Source organism: Kitasatospora sp. NPDC053308, from assembly GCF_055585785.1.
The window spans coordinates 277543-291408 of record NZ_JBVJJY010000007.1 but is presented as its reverse complement, the minus strand read 5'-3'; the positions used below and the strand labels follow the sequence as shown (position 1 = coordinate 291408).

The window sequence follows — 13866 nt, the reverse complement described above, 5'->3', positions numbered from 1 at the left end:
CACGAGAGAACGGACGAAGAACATGAGCGGCCACGGAGCCCCCGAGCTGACCATCGACGGCGCCGCCGACCTCAAGGTCGCCGTCGTCGCCGCCCAGTGGCACGACCAGGTGATGAACGGCCTGCTGGACGGCGCCCACCGCGCGCTCAAGGAGCTGGGCATCGCCGAGCCGACCGTGCTGCGCGTCCCCGGCACCTTCGAACTCCCGGTCGCCGCCAAGCGCCTGGCCGAGCGCGGCTACGACGCCGTGGTGGCCCTCGGCGTGGTGATCCGCGGTGGCACCCCGCACTTCGACTACGTCTGCCAGGCCGCCACCGTCGGACTGACCCAGGTCAGCGTCGACACCGGCGTCCCGGTCGGCTTCGGCGTGCTGACCTGCGACAACGAGGAGCAGGCGCTCGACCGCGCCGGGCTGCCCGGCTCCGCCGAGGACAAGGGGCACGAGGCCGTCACCGCCGCCGTCGCCACCGCCGCGGTGCTGCGCGCCGCGCACTGACCCCGGCCCGTACGGCCGCCGCAGCAGCGCCCCAGCGGTCCCGGAGCACGGACGTCCACCGGACTGTCCACGCTCCGGGACCGTTTACCGTCCGTCCGCCCGCACGCCGTAAGGTGGCCCCATCATGGCTTCGAAGACATTCGAGGAGCTCTTCGCCGAGCTCCAGCAGAAGGCCGCCACCGGCGACCCCTCGTCCTCCCGCACCGCGCAGCTCGTCCAGCAGGGCGTCCATGCGATCGGCAAGAAGGTCGTCGAGGAGGCCGCCGAGGTCTGGATGGCCGCCGAGTTCCAGTCGGACGAGCAGACGGCGGAGGAGATCTCGCAGCTCCTCTACCACCTTCAGGTGATGATGATCGCCCGCGGGCTGACGCTCGACGACGTCTACAAGTACCTCTAAGCCGCTCCCCCCAGCACCCCGCTCCCAACAGGTAAGGAAGCAACCTCCCATGCTGCGCATCGCCGTCCCCAACAAGGGTTCTCTCTCGGGTCCCGCGGCGGAGATGCTCCATGAGGCCGGCTACCGGCAGCGGAAGGATCCCAAGGAGCTCGTCCTCGTCGACCCGGACAACCAGGTCGAGTTCTTCTTCCTCCGCCCGCGCGACATCGCCGTCTACGTCGGCTCCGGCCGCCTGGACGTCGGCATCACCGGCCGCGACCTGCTGCTGGACTCGCACTCCAACGCCGAGGAGGTGCTCGCCCTCGGCTTCGCCGGGTCGACCTTCCGCTTCGCGCGCCCCGAGGGCGTCGACGTCGAGGACGTCAAGGGCCTGGAGGGCCTGCGGATCGCGACCTCCTACACCGGCCTGGTCGAGCAGCACCTGGCCGACCACGGTGTGAAGGCGACGGTCACCAAGCTGGACGGCGCGGTCGAGACCGCGGTGCAGCTGGGCGTCGCCGACGTGATCGCCGACGTGGTGGAGACCGGCACCAGCCTGCGCAACGCCGGCCTTGAGGTGTTCGGCGAGCCGATCCTGATCTCGGACGCCGTGGTGATCCGCCCCAAGGGCGCCGGCGAGGACCCGCAGGTGGAGCAGTTCCTGCGCCGCCTCCAGGGCGTGCTCGTGGCCCGCCGTTACGTGCTGATGGACTACGACATCCGCGCGGAGAACGTCAGTGCCGCCGTGGGCCTCACGCCGGGCCTGGAGTCGCCGACCGTCTCGCCGCTGCACACCGAGGGCTGGGTCGCCGTCCGCGCGATGGTGCTCCGCAAGGAGGCGCAGCGGATCATGGACGACCTGTGGGGCATCGGCGCCCGGGCCATCCTGGTCACCAACATCCACGCCTGCCGCCTCTGACTTGCTCCGATCTGCTCCGACCTGCTCGCACGTCCGCGAGTAAAGGACGGTTCAATGGGGCGGGGACGCCGGCCGGCGTCCCCGCCCCGTCGCGCTTCCTCCGCCGGAACCGGCCGCCGCCACCAGAACCACCCGGAGACCCCCGTGTCCACGCCGTCCGTCGAGTTCCCCGTCACCTGGGCGCCGCGCCGCACCCGCATCGTGCTGCTGCCGGTCTGCGTCCTGCTGGTGGTGCTGTTCGCCGTGCTGGCGGTGCTGCTCCCGGAGAACTGGCAGCTCAACGACCGGATCATGATGATCGTCAGCGGTGTCGCGTTCGCCGGCGTCGGCCTGATGCTGGCCCGCCCCCGGGTGACCGCCGACGCGCACGGCGTGACGGTGGTCAACTTCGTGCGCAGCCGCCGACTGGCCTGGGCGGAGATCGTCCGGGTCAACTTCCGCCAGGGCGACCCGTGGGCCACCCTGGACCTCGCCGACGGCACCTCGCTGGCCGCGGTCGGCATCCAGTCCGGCGTCGGCAAGGCCCAGGCGATCGCGGACGCCCGCACGCTGCGCGACCTCGTCGAGCAGCACGCCTAGGCCTGACGCACCACCCCCCGCCCCAGCGCCACGCCCACCCCGGCACCACCCCCGACCCCGGCGCCACGCCGACCCCCGACGCACCACGTCCGGGGCGGACGCACCGGGCCCGGCCTCCCCGCCGGGCCCCGGGCACCCCTCCGACGCCCGCCCGGGTATGGTCTACGCTGGTAAAAGCAGGGCAAAGTCGCCCTGCTCTCGAGCGCGCGCCGAGAGCGCCGCCGAAGTGACCGCCACACCGACCTGAGGAGTGACACTCCCCCTCGATGGACGATCCGTCCGGTAGTACCTGCGCCGCCTCACTTCCGGCCCCCGGAAGGCGGGCGGCACTGTGATCACCGCCTGGCTGCTGTTGTTCGCAGCCGTTCTCCTGATCCTGGCCAACGGCCTGTTCGTGGCCGCCGAGTTCGCCTTCGTGACCGTCGAGCGCGGGGCGGTGGAACGTTCCGCCGAGGCGGGCGACGCCCGCTCGGGCCGGGTCGCCAGGGCCCTGCGGCACCTCTCCTTCGAGCTCTCCGGGGCCCAGCTCGGCATCACCGTCACCTCGCTGGTGGTCGGCATGCTCGCCGAGCCGGCCCTGTCGACGCTGCTCGCCCCGGTGATGTCCGGCCTCGGCGTGCCTGACTCGGCCGCCCGCGGAGTCGCCGTGGTCGTCGGCATGGTGCTGGCCACCGTCGTGCAGATGGTGATCGGCGAGCTGGTGCCGAAGAACTGGGCGATCTCCCGCCCGCTCCAGGTGGCCCGCGCGGTCGCCGCCCCGCACATGGCCTTCTCCTTCGCCTGCCGGCCGCTGATCAGCTTCCTCAACGGCGCCGCGGACCGTACGGTCCGGGCCTTCGGCATCGAGCCGCAGGAGGAGCTGGGCCACGCCCGGACCCCGGCCGAGCTGGTCTCGCTGGCCCGGCACTCGGCCAGGGCGGGTGCGATAGACGAGGAGTCGGCGACGCTGTTCGTCCGCACCCTGGGCCTGAGCGAGCTGACCGCCGAGTCCGTGATGACCCCGCGCGTCGACGTGGCCGCGCTGCAGCGCGACGCCACCGCCTCCGACGTCCTCAACCTGACCCGGGCCACCGGACTGTCCCGCTTCCCGGTCTACTCCGACAGCCTGGACGAGGTCACCGGCATCGTGACCCTCAAGGACGCCCTCGCCGTCCCGGCCGCCCGCCGCGGCTTGGTGCGGGTCGCCGAGCTGTCCTCCCCGCCGCTGCTGGTGCCCGAGACCCTCTCCGCCGAGGTGCTGCTCGACCGGCTGCGCCGGTTCCAGCCGATGGCGATCGTGGTCGACGAGTACGGCGGCACCGCCGGCGTCGTCACCGTCGAGGACATCGTCGAGGAGATCGTCGGCGAGGTGCAGGACGAGCACGACCCGGAGGACCACCCCGAGCTGCTCCCGCTGCCGCCCGTCGACGGCCTGCCGGTCTGGGAGGCCGACGGCCGCGCCCGGATCGACCAGTTGGAGGGGATCGGCCTGAACGCCCCGGACGGCCCGTACGAGACGCTGGCCGGGCTGGTCGCCGATCTGCTCGGCAAGCTCCCCGCGGTGGGCGAGCAGGCGGAGCTGCCCGGCTGGCGGTTCACCGTGACCGGTGTCGACCGCCACCGCACCAGCCAGGTCCGGGTGGAGCGCACCACGGCGCCCGCCTCGTTCCACGAGGACGGGGAGGACGTCCGATGACCGCGCTCCAACTGGCCCTCGCGGTCCTGCTGCTGCTCGGCAACGCCTTCTTCGTCGGCGCCGAGTTCGCCGTGGTGTCCGTGCGCCGCAGCCAGATCGAGCCGCTCGCGGAGGCCGGGCACAAGCGCGCCCGCACCGTGCTGCACGCGCTGTCCAACGTCTCCGCGATGCTGGCCGCCGCCCAGCTCGGCATCACCGTCTGCTCGCTGGGCCTCGGTGCCCTCGCCGAGCCGACCATCGCCTCCCTGCTGGAGGGCCCGTTCCACGCGATCGGCATCCCGTCCGGCCTGATGCACCCGCTCTCGTACGGGATCTCGCTCGCCGTCGTGGTCTTCCTGCACATGGTGATGGGCGAGATGGTGCCGAAGAACATGGCCATGGCCGGCCCGGAGAAGGCCGCGCTCTGGCTCGGCCCGCCGCTGGACCGGCTGGCCCGCTGGCTCGCCCCGGTGATCCGGCTGCTGAACGCCTGCGCCAACGGCGTGCTGAAGCTGTTCCGGGTCGACGCCAAGGACGAGGTCGAGTCGGTGTTCACCACCGAGCAGCTGATGTACCTGCTGGCCGACTCGCGGGACGCCGGCCTGCTCGACGAGGACCGCCAGGAGCGCCTGGAGGACGCCCTGGAGATGGGCCGCCGCCCGGTCACCGAGGTGCTGCTCAAGCCCGAGCAGCTGGTCACGGTGGACACCAAGGCGACCGCCGCCGACGTCGAGGAGCTCGCGTTGCGCACCGGCTTCTCGCGCTTCCCGGTCACCGACGGCGACCCGGCCGGCCACGGCTACCTCGGCTACGTGCACCTCAAGGACATCCTCGACGTCGACGACCCGTCCGCCCCGATCCCGGCCCGGCTGTGGCGGCCGATCACGGTGCTGCGCGGCGGCCTCCCGCTGGACGACGCCCTCGGCGCGATGCGCCGCGCGGCCTGCCACCTGGCGGCCGTGCTGGACCAGGACGGGCGCACGCTCGGCGTGGCCATGCTGGAGGACGTCCTGGAGGAGCTGGTCGGCGAGATGCACGACCCGGACCACCGGGCCACCGCCTAGCCACCCCGCCCGTCCGGCAAGCCGTTCGGCGGTCCGGGCGTCCGGCGGCCCGGCAGCCCTGCAAGTCGGCCGTCCGGCAATTCGGCAAGTCTGTCGTCCGGCGACCCGGCAGCCCTGCCGTCCGGCAGCTCTGCCGTCCGGTACCCCGGACGACCGCCCCGGCGTTCCCGCCGTCCGGCGTCCCGCGTCCGCCGACAGCGTGTCCGCCCGGGGCGGTTCTGCCCACAGCAGGCAGCCGTTCCGCGCCGGCCGCTCCCGGGGGAGAGTGGTGGGCATGAGACTTCTCCTGCTGGGTGGAACCGGGTTCGTCGGACGGGTCGTCGCCGAGGAGGCGCTGGCCAGGGGCTGGGACGTGACGGCGCTCAACCGCGGCACGCAGCCCGCCCCGGAGGGCGTCCGGGTGCTGAAGGGCGACCGCACGGCCCGGGACGGGCTTGCGGCGCTCGGCGCGGGGGAGTGGGACGCGGTGGTGGACACCTGGTCCTGGGCCCCGGCGGCGGTGCGCGACAGCGCCCGGGCGCTGAAGGGCCGGGTCGGCCACTACGCGTACGTCTCCAGCCGGTCGGTGTACGACTACCCGCCGGTGGGCGGCCCGGGCGAGTCGGCCAAGGTGGTCGACTCCTCCCCGGACCTCACCGCCGAGGTGCCCTACGCCGAGGCCAAGCGCGGCGCCGAACTGGCCCTGGAGGCCGAGTTCGACGGGCGGGCCCTGCTCGTCCGCGCCGGACTGGTCCTCGGCCCGCACGAGGACATCGGCCGGCTGCCCTGGTGGCTGAACCGGATCGCGCGGGGCGGCCCGGTGCTCGCCCCCGGGCCGCGCGAGCTGGCGCTGCAGTACATCGACGTCCGCGACCTCGCGGCCTGGACGCTGGACGCGGCGTCGGCCCGCCTGGCCGGCCCGTACAACGTGGTCAGCCCGTCCGGGCACGCCACCATGGGGGAGCTGCTGGAGGCCTGCGTGCGGGCCACCGGCTCGGACGCCGAACTGCGCTGGACGGATCCGGAGCGGATTCTGGCGGCGGGCGTCGAGCCGTGGACCGAGCTGCCGGTCTGGCTGCCCCCCGGTGAGCTCCACGAGTTCCTGCACACCGGTTCGGTGGAGCGCGCGATCGGCGCCGGGCTGCGCTGCCGTCCGGTCGCCGAGACGGTCGAGGACACCTGGGCCTGGCTGCGGTCCATCGGCGGCACCGCCCCGCAGCGCGGCGACCGGGCCAGGGTCGGGCTCGACCCCGAGCGGGAGGCCGCGCTGCTCGGGGGCTGAGACCGCGCTGCCGCACGGGAGAGCCGGGGAGCCGGTCGCCGGGCGGAGGTCAGCCCCGGCCGTCGATCAGCCCCGGCCGTCGATCAGCTCCCCGTACGCCTGGACGAGATCCGGCAGGCGCAGTGTGGCCAGGTCCTCCCGGCCCGGCGGCTCGCGCAGCAGCGACAGCCGCAGGTCCCGGTAGGCGCAGGACTTCTCGTACAGGGTGCGGATGAACCGTCCGTTGCCCAGTTCGTCGATCCAGCCCTCGCGGACCACGTGGGTGCAGATGCTGGCCAGCTCCTCGGCGGCGTCCTCGTCCCAGCCGTCGCCGTCCCGGCCGGCCAGCGCGGCGCCGATCGCGGTCAGCTCGTTCGGGCGGTAGCTGGGGAAGTCGACCCGGGTGGTGAAGCGGGAGTTGAGGCCGGGGTTGGTGGCGAGCAGCCGGTTCATGCCCTCGGGGTAGCCGGCCAGGATCACCACCAGCCGGTCCCGGTTGTCCTCGGCGCGCTTGAGCAGCACCTGCAGCGCCTCGTCGCCGTAGGCGTCGCCCTTGGTGTAGCCGGAGTTGGAGAGGCTGTAGGCCTCGTCGATGAACAGCACGCCGTCCAGCGCGGAGTCGATCAGCTCGTTCGCCTTGACGGCGGTCTGGCCGAGGAACTCGCCCACCAGGTCGGCCCGTTGGGCCTCCACCAGGTGGTCCCCGGAGAGCAGGCCGAGGGCGTGGAAGACCCGCCCGAGGATGCGGGCCACGGTGGTCTTGCCGGTGCCGGAGGGGCCGGAGAAGACGAAGTGGCGTTTGGGCGGCTGGACCGGCAGCCCCTGCTCGGCCCGCAGCCGGGACATTCTCAACTGGGCGGACAGCGCCCGCACTTGGCGCTTGACCGGCTCCATGCCGACCATCAGGGAGAGTTCCGCCAGGGCGGCGTCCAGCCCGCGTTCGTCACCACGGGCCCGGGGCGCGGGCCCGGCGGCGGCCCGGGACTGCGCCTGGCCGCGGACGGGCAGCGGCGGCGCGGCGGGCACGGTCGGGCCGGCCGGTGCCGTCGGGCCGGTCGGTGCGGTCGGCGCCCCGGAGCCGGAGCGCTCGGCGGATGCCTGGGGCGCGCCGTCGAACGGGGCGCCGTCGAGCAGCGCGCCGTCGGGCAGTACCTCGGCCGGCCCGCCGTCCACCAGGCCGGCGTCCACCGAGGGCCCGCCGCCCGCCGCCGCGCCGCCGGGCACGCCACTACCGGGCGCCCCGCCGTTCGACGCCCCGCCGTCCAGCACCCCGTCGCCGGAGACGGTCGCGCCGTCCTTCCCGTCCCCGAAGTCATCGGCGTACCCCGGGCCGGCCGCGTACCCCGCGTCGTCCAGGAAGCCGGCCTCGGCGTCCGGCCCGCCGTCCGCGGCCGTGCCCGAGCGCCCGTCGGCCGGCAGCCCGTCCGGCATCAACCCGTCCGCGAGCGCGTCCTCAGCCGAGATGGCCGCCAGCCGGGTCGCGGTGTCCATGAACGCCGGGTCCGCCCGGTGCACCGCCCGGTAGAGCGGCAGTGCCGCCGCGCTGCGCCCGGCGCCCTCGTACGCCCGCGCCAGCCAGTAGCGCAGTTCCTTGCGCTGCGGCTGCTCGGAGCGGCAGCGGGCCAGCGAGGCGGCCAGCGGGGCCTGCGCCTGCGCGCACATGTCGAGCCGCACCCGCGCCATGCCGGCGAACAGCCCGGCCTCGATGCCCAGCAGCGGATCGTCCAGCAGCCGGTCGGTGTCCCGGATCAGCTGTTCCCAGTCCTTGAGCAGGTAGGAGCGGCAGGCGTACAGGAAGCGGGCGGACGGGTCCTCGCTCGGGGCCGGGCACTGCTCCAAGGCCCGGTCCAGCTCGGCCAGGTGGCGGCCGTCCAGCCAGTGCGAGGCGTGCGCGAGGGCGAGGTCGCGGGCGTCCTCCAGGACGGGCTGCACCCACCAGCCCAGCCAGTACCAGGAGCTGAGCGGCCGTCGGTGCAGCCGCCGTTGCTCGCCGAACCGCTTCTGGTTGCGGTACATCGCCAGCAGTGCGGCCGAGGTGTCGCTGCGCAGCGCGTGCAGGCCGAGCCACGCGTCGGCCATGCCGGGGTCCAGCCGGACGGCCGCCCGGAACTCCTCCTCGGCCCGCGCGTAGGCTCCGGCCGTGTAGGCGTCCATGGCGCGCAGCCAGGCCCGGTCGGCGAGTCGGTCCGGGCCGCCCGCCGTGTTGTCGGAACTGTCCACCGTCGTCACTCACGCCCCCCGCGGTGTGGCCCGGGGCCCGGCCGGCGGGTCGCCTTCGCAGGCCTGGCCGGTGGTCGTCGAGCCCCTGCGGCGCATATGCGCCCGCCAGGAAATCGTACCGGGGCGGGGCTGATCCGGAAGGGTGCCGCACAGGGTCAAATGCGATCGTGCGAGCGGCCGTTGGGCCCCGGGGCCGAAACGGGCGGCGGGGGAGCGAGATTCGGAAGGGGACCGGACGGCGCCCCCGGCTCACGGGGGAACAAGCCGGGGACGCCGGGTCCGAACGGCCGGAAGCTTTCGTTCCGGCAGCTGAGGAGAACCTAGGTCCTGGTGATGTCGCAGGTCAAGGCGCTTGTTGAAGGTTCACCGACGGTGCCCGGTGCGATCCGGCCGGTCACCCCGTCGACCCGCGTCGCGGCGTACGGGCGGCTCGGGTCAGCGGCGAAATGCGCCGATTCGGCCCGGGCCCAGCCCGCCCAGAACTCGGCCAGATCCGGCCCGTCCCGCTCCTCGCCGCGCCGCCGGGCGGCGGCGGCGTCCAGCTCCATCCAGATCACCCGGGCCAGCCAGGGCCGCACCGCCCGGCGCCCCGCGCCGACGCCCTCGACCAGCACCACCGGCGCGGCCGGCACCTCGGCCGTGCCCGCGAAGCGGCGCAGCGTCCAGTCGTACACCCGGTACGTGGCGTCCCGCCCGGCCGCCAGCGGCTCCAGCACCTGCTCGCGCAGCCGCCCGGTCCACGCGAAGAGCTCCTCGTGGGTGGCCAGGTCGTCGAGGTGGACCACCGGGGCCCCGCCGAGCTCCGCCGCCAGCCGCCCGGCGAAGGTGGTCTTGCCGGAGCCCGCGTGCCCGTCCACCGCGACCAGCCGCACCGGCCCGCAGGACGGCGGGAGCGCGCGCAGCTCGGCCGCGAGAGCGCCCAGCCCGTCACGGTGAGTGGGCGGAGCATCGGTGGGGAGGGATCCGGAAGCAGCCACATCGTCAACCCTACGGTGCCGTAGCCCACCACTGCGGACAGTTGATCTGTGCAGGTCGTGACGGCGGGAGCGGATTCGGGCATACTCGCATCGCCACGCATGTGAACGGCCGTTCACCGCAACCCGGTGCCGGTCGGGCGACCTGCCACACCACGCCCCGGACCGAGCCACACCCCCGGTCCGGCGCCCCGAACGAGGAGGCGACCGCCGCCATGACCCCCTCCCCTCTGAAAGCCGTGGAGCGCCAGCTGCCCAGCGAGGAGGCCCGCGAGCTGCTGAGCCTCACCCGGGACCTGGTCCAGCGCGAGCTGCAGCCGCGCGCGGCGGAGGACGAGGCCGCAGGCCGCTTCCCGCGGGAGGTCTTCCGCACCCTCGGCGAGGCGGGCCTGCTCTCCCTCCCGTACGAGGAGCGGTACGGCGGCGGCGAGCAGCCCTACGAGGTGTACCTGCAGGTGCTGGAGGAGCTCGCGGCCGGCTGGCTGGCCGTGGGCCTCGGCGTCAGCGTGCACACCCTCTCCTGCCACGCGCTGGCCACCTTCGGCACCGACGAGCAGCGCGACAAGTGGCTGCCCGGCATGCTCTCCGGCGAGCAGCTCGGCGCCTACTGCCTCTCCGAGCCGCAGTCCGGCTCGGACGCGGCCGCCCTGCGCACCCGCGCCGACCTCGACGGCGAGGCGTACGTGGTGAACGGCACCAAGGCGTGGATCACCCACGGCGGCCAGGCCGACTTCTACAGCGCCCTGGTGCGCACCGGCGGCGAGGGCGCCAGGGGCATCAGCTGCCTGCTGGTCCCGGGCACCCAGCAGGGCCTGTCGGCGGCCCAGCCGGAGCACAAGATGGGCATGCGCTCCTCGCCGACCGCCCAGCTGCACTTCGACGGCGCCCGGGTGCCCCGCGAGCGGCTGATCGGCGAGGAGGGCCAGGGCTTCCAGATCGCGCTCGCCGCGCTGGACTCCGGCCGCCTCGGCATCGCCGCCTGCGCGATCGGCGTCGCCCAGGCCGCGCTCGACCTCGCGGTCGACTACGCGCGCACCCGGCGCCAGTTCGGCCGCCCGATCGCCGAGTTCCAGGGCCTGTCCTTCATGCTCGCCGACATGGCCACCCAGATCGAGGCCGGCCGCGCGCTGTACCTGTCCGCGGCGCGCCTGAAGGACGCGGGCCGGCCGTTCTCCAAGGAGGCGGCGATGGCCAAGCTGTTCTGCACCGACACGGTGATGCGGGTGACCACCGACGCCGTCCAGGTGCTCGGCGGCTACGGCTACACCCAGGACTTCCCGGCCGAGCGCTTCATGCGCGAGGCCAAGGTGCTGCAGATCGTCGAGGGCACCAACCAGATCCAGCGCCTGGTGATCGGCCGCCACCTCACCAAGGGCTGACCCCGACGGAGGGCCGGTGCCCGCGAGGGGCCGGCGCCTCCCCCGCAACGGCCTCCGGCCGTCACTCCAGGGTGCGGAGTGACGGCCGGAGGCGTTCCTGTCTGATCGTCAACTCGCGCGCGCCGAGCGGGCGTTCAACGAGGACCGGGCGATCCGGCGGCGCTGCTCCGGGATCGACCGCAGCGCGGCCACGGTCGGGACGACCGGGACGGCGGGGACCGTCGGGTCGATCGCGGCGACCCGCACCGGGCGGTGCGCCACCGCGTGCGAGAACGGCTGGGTGCGCCAGTCCAGCCCGGTCGGGAGCTTGACCAGCGTGCCGAACCCGGCCGGTTCGGCGTCCTCCGGAGCCTCCACCTCCGCCAGCTCGTCCGTGGGCGTGCCCGAACCGGGGCAGATCGCGGGGGCGAAGGGGTTCCAGGCGGTCGGCAGGAGGGCGTGCTGCGGCAGCCGCTCCTCGTCCGCCACCAGGGCGATCGGGCGGCTGCACTCGGGGCAGTTGACCCGGAAGACGTCCCAGGTCTCGGCCTCGCCGGGGTCGGTGCCCGGCGAGTGGTCGACCGCGAGGTCCTCGCGGCCGGTCATATCGTCGGTCTCGTCGGCGCCCAGCGCGCGCTGGTCAGTAGCAGGCATGTGGATCCCCCTAGGATCGGGCCCGGCGTGGTCATCCAGGGCCACAACCAGCACTTCCCTGCGATCCGGACTCATAACCCTGCGGCGGAGTGCACCGCGATGCACCGGGTGTGTCCTTGGCCACATCCGGTGCCACATTCACCCGGCACGTGCCCGTACGGCACCTGCGATCGCTCCCCGTGCCACCGCGTGCGCCCCCCGTGCTCCCGACCGGGTAGGTTGGCCGACTGTGGAGGATCTCGACCAACGCATCGTCCAGCTGCTCCTGGAGGACGGCCGGATGAGCTATACGGACCTGGGCAAGGCCACCGGCCTGTCCACCTCGGCGGTGCACCAGCGCGTGCGCCGCCTCGAACAGCGCGGGGTGATCCGCGGTTACACGGCGATCATCGACCCGGACGCCGTCGACCTGGCGCTGACCGCGTTCATCTCGGTCAAACCGTTCGACCCCAGCGCCCCGGACGACACCCCCGAACGCCTGGCCGGCCTGCCCGAGATCGAGGCCTGCCACAGCGTCGCCGGGGACGAGAACTACATCCTCAAGGTCCGCGTCGGCGCCCCCGGCGACCTGGAGGACCTGCTCGCCCGCATCCGCAGCGCCGCCGGCGTCTCCACCCGCACCACCGTCGTGCTCTCCACGCCCTACGAGGCACGACCGCCGAAGCTCTGAGGCCCCAGGGGTCCGTCCTCGGACCCCGGCACCGGGGTGCAGACTTGGCCGCATGACCGAACGCACCCCACGGACCGTCCTGCTGCGCGGCGGCGCCGTCTACAGCCCCGCCGACCCCTTCGCCACCGCGATGCTCGTGGAGGGCGAGCACATCGCCTGGGTCGGCAGCGACGGCGCCGCCGAGGCGTACGCCGCGACGGCCGACGAGATCGTCGAGCTGGACGGCGCCCTGGTCACCCCCGCCTTCGTGGACGCCCACGTGCACGCCACCGCCACCGGCCTGGCGCTCACCGGCCTCGACCTCACCGGCAGCCCCTCGCTGGCCGCCACCCTGGCGGCCGTCACCGCGTTCGTCGACGCCCGCACCGAGCCGGGCGGGGTGCTGATCGGCCACGGCTGGGACGAGACCGGCTGGCCCGAGGGCCGCCCGCCCACGCTCGCCGAACTCGACGCCGCCGCCCGGGGCGCCGCGCTCTACCTCTCCCGCACCGACGTGCACTCCGCGCTCGCCACCACCGCCCTGCGCACCCTCACGGAGGGCCTCGCCGAGCGGCCCGGGTACGACGCCGAGGGCCCGCTCACCAAGGACGCCCACCACGCCGTCCGCCGGACCGCCCTCGCCTACCTGACCCCCGAGCAGCGCCGCCGCGCCCAGCGCGCCACCCTGGCCCGCGCCGCCGAGCTCGGCATCGGCGCCCTGCACGAGTGCGCCGGCCCGGAGATCTCCTCCGAGCAGGACCTGGCCGCCCTGCTGGAGCTCGCCGCCGAAGGCGAGGGCCCCGAGGTCTTCGGCTACTGGGGCGAGCCGGGCGGCATCGAGGCCGCCCGCCGGCTCGGCGCGGTCGGCGCCGGCGGCGACCTCTTCGTCGACGGCGCGCTCGGCTCGCACACGGCCTGCCTGCACACCCCGTACGCCGACGCCGAGCACACCGGCACCGCCTACCTGACCGCCGAGCAGGTCGCCGACCACGTCGCCGCCTGCACCGAGGCCGGTCTGCAGGCCGGCTTCCACGCCATCGGCGACGCCGCCGTGACGGCCGTGATCGAGGGCGTCCGGGCGGCCGGCGAGCGAGTCGGCGCCGACCGGGTCAAGGCGCTGCGCCACCGCGTCGAGCACGCCGAGGCCCTGGACGACAAGTCCATCGCGGCCTTCGCCGAACTCGGCCTCACCGCGTCCGTCCAGCCCGCCTTCGACGCCGCCTGGGGCGGCCCGGAGGGCATGTACGTCCAGCGGTTGGGCACCGAGCGGGCGGCCGCCCTCAACCCCTTCGCCGCGCTGCTGCGGGCCGGAGTCCCGCTGGCCTTCGGCTCGGACGCCCCGGTCACCCCGCTCGACCCCTGGGGCACCGTCCGGGCCGCGGCCTTCCACCGGACCCTCGACCACCGGATCTCGGTCCGGGCCGCGTTCACCGCCCACACCCGCGGCGGCTGGCGGGCGATCGGCCGCGACCAGGACGGCGTGCTGGTGCCCGGCGCGGTCGCCAGCTACGCGATCTGGGCGGCGGCCGAGCTGGTCGTCCAGGCCCCCGACTCCCGGGTGGCCGGCTGGTCCACCGACCCCCGCTCCGGCACCCCCGGCCTGCCCGACCTCACCCCGGGCCACCCCCTGCCGACCTGCCTGCGCACCGTGGTCCGCGGCCGCACTGTGTACCGGCGCTGACC

13 protein-coding genes are annotated in these 13866 nt (G+C 74.5%); 10 read left to right on the top strand and 3 right to left on the bottom strand.

Features of this window, described 5'->3' with window-relative positions:
* Nucleotides 1-22: 22 nt before the first annotated feature.
* The 7 genes from ribH to ACZ6Y7_RS18785 all read left to right on the top strand — a co-directional run bounded on the left by ribH (nt 23) and on the right by ACZ6Y7_RS18785 (nt 6349).
* Nucleotides 23-496 (top strand): 6,7-dimethyl-8-ribityllumazine synthase, encoded by a 474-nt coding sequence (gene ribH / locus ACZ6Y7_RS18815; RefSeq protein ID WP_465759008.1) that lies wholly within the window; start codon nt 23-25, stop codon nt 494-496.
* A 124-nt stretch (nt 497-620) separates the two neighbouring features.
* Complete coding sequence (locus tag ACZ6Y7_RS18810) at nt 621-893, top strand: phosphoribosyl-ATP diphosphatase (protein WP_097238956.1); 273 nt, start codon at nt 621-623, stop codon at nt 891-893.
* 49 nt (nt 894-942) lie between these two features.
* A complete protein-coding gene (gene hisG, locus ACZ6Y7_RS18805) occupies nt 943-1791 on the top strand; it encodes an ATP phosphoribosyltransferase (protein WP_465759007.1) in 849 nt (282 codons plus the stop codon).
* A gap of 144 nt (nt 1792-1935) precedes the next feature.
* Nucleotides 1936-2370, top strand: coding sequence for a PH domain-containing protein (locus ACZ6Y7_RS18800; RefSeq protein ID WP_465759006.1), 435 nt, complete (start codon nt 1936-1938; stop codon nt 2368-2370).
* Nucleotides 2371-2701: 331 nt separating this feature from the next.
* Nucleotides 2702-4045, top strand: a complete 1344-nt coding sequence (locus ACZ6Y7_RS18795; RefSeq protein ID WP_465759005.1) for a hemolysin family protein — start codon at nt 2702-2704, stop codon at nt 4043-4045.
* A complete protein-coding gene (locus tag ACZ6Y7_RS18790) occupies nt 4042-5088 on the top strand; it encodes a hemolysin family protein (RefSeq protein WP_465759004.1) in 1047 nt (348 codons plus the stop codon). The genes ACZ6Y7_RS18795 and ACZ6Y7_RS18790 overlap by 4 nt, the downstream gene beginning before the upstream one ends.
* 274 nt (nt 5089-5362) lie before the next feature.
* Nucleotides 5363-6349 carry an NAD-dependent epimerase/dehydratase family protein gene (locus ACZ6Y7_RS18785; RefSeq protein WP_465759003.1) on the top strand — a complete coding sequence of 329 codons (987 nt, stop codon included), beginning with the start codon at nt 5363-5365 and terminating at the stop codon, nt 6347-6349.
* Nucleotides 6350-6415: 66 nt separating this feature from the next.
* Here the strand turns inward: ACZ6Y7_RS18785 and ACZ6Y7_RS18780 are convergent, their stop codons facing one another.
* Nucleotides 6416-8482, bottom strand: coding sequence for an AAA family ATPase (locus ACZ6Y7_RS18780; RefSeq protein WP_465759126.1), 2067 nt, complete (start codon nt 8480-8482; stop codon nt 6416-6418).
* 386 nt (nt 8483-8868) lie between these two features.
* The gene (locus ACZ6Y7_RS18775; protein ID WP_465759002.1) at nt 8869-9525 is read right to left on the bottom strand and encodes a uridine kinase family protein; all 657 of its coding nucleotides are present in this window, start codon (nt 9523-9525) and stop codon (nt 8869-8871) included.
* A 212-nt stretch (nt 9526-9737) separates the two neighbouring features.
* On the opposite strand from ACZ6Y7_RS18775, the gene ACZ6Y7_RS18770 reads away from it, so the two are divergent.
* A complete protein-coding gene (locus ACZ6Y7_RS18770) occupies nt 9738-10901 on the top strand; it encodes an acyl-CoA dehydrogenase family protein (RefSeq protein ID WP_465759001.1) in 1164 nt (387 codons plus the stop codon).
* Between the two features lie 108 nt (nt 10902-11009).
* Here the strand turns inward: ACZ6Y7_RS18770 and ACZ6Y7_RS18765 are convergent, their stop codons facing one another.
* On the bottom strand, nt 11010-11534 hold the full coding sequence (locus ACZ6Y7_RS18765) for a hypothetical protein (RefSeq protein ID WP_465759000.1): 525 nt from the start codon (nt 11532-11534) through the stop codon (nt 11010-11012).
* Between the two features lie 229 nt (nt 11535-11763).
* Here ACZ6Y7_RS18765 and ACZ6Y7_RS18760 point away from each other — a divergent pair, with 229 nt between their 5' ends.
* Together ACZ6Y7_RS18760 and ACZ6Y7_RS18755 are read left to right on the top strand one after the other, a co-directional pair.
* Nucleotides 11764-12204: an Lrp/AsnC family transcriptional regulator gene (locus tag ACZ6Y7_RS18760; protein ID WP_045694655.1), complete on the top strand. Its 441-nt coding sequence runs from the start codon at nt 11764-11766 to the stop codon at nt 12202-12204.
* A gap of 52 nt (nt 12205-12256) precedes the next feature.
* Entirely contained in the window at nt 12257-13864 is a 1608-nt protein-coding gene (locus ACZ6Y7_RS18755) for an amidohydrolase (protein ID WP_465758999.1), read from the top strand.
* Nucleotides 13865-13866: the final 2 nt, after the last annotated feature.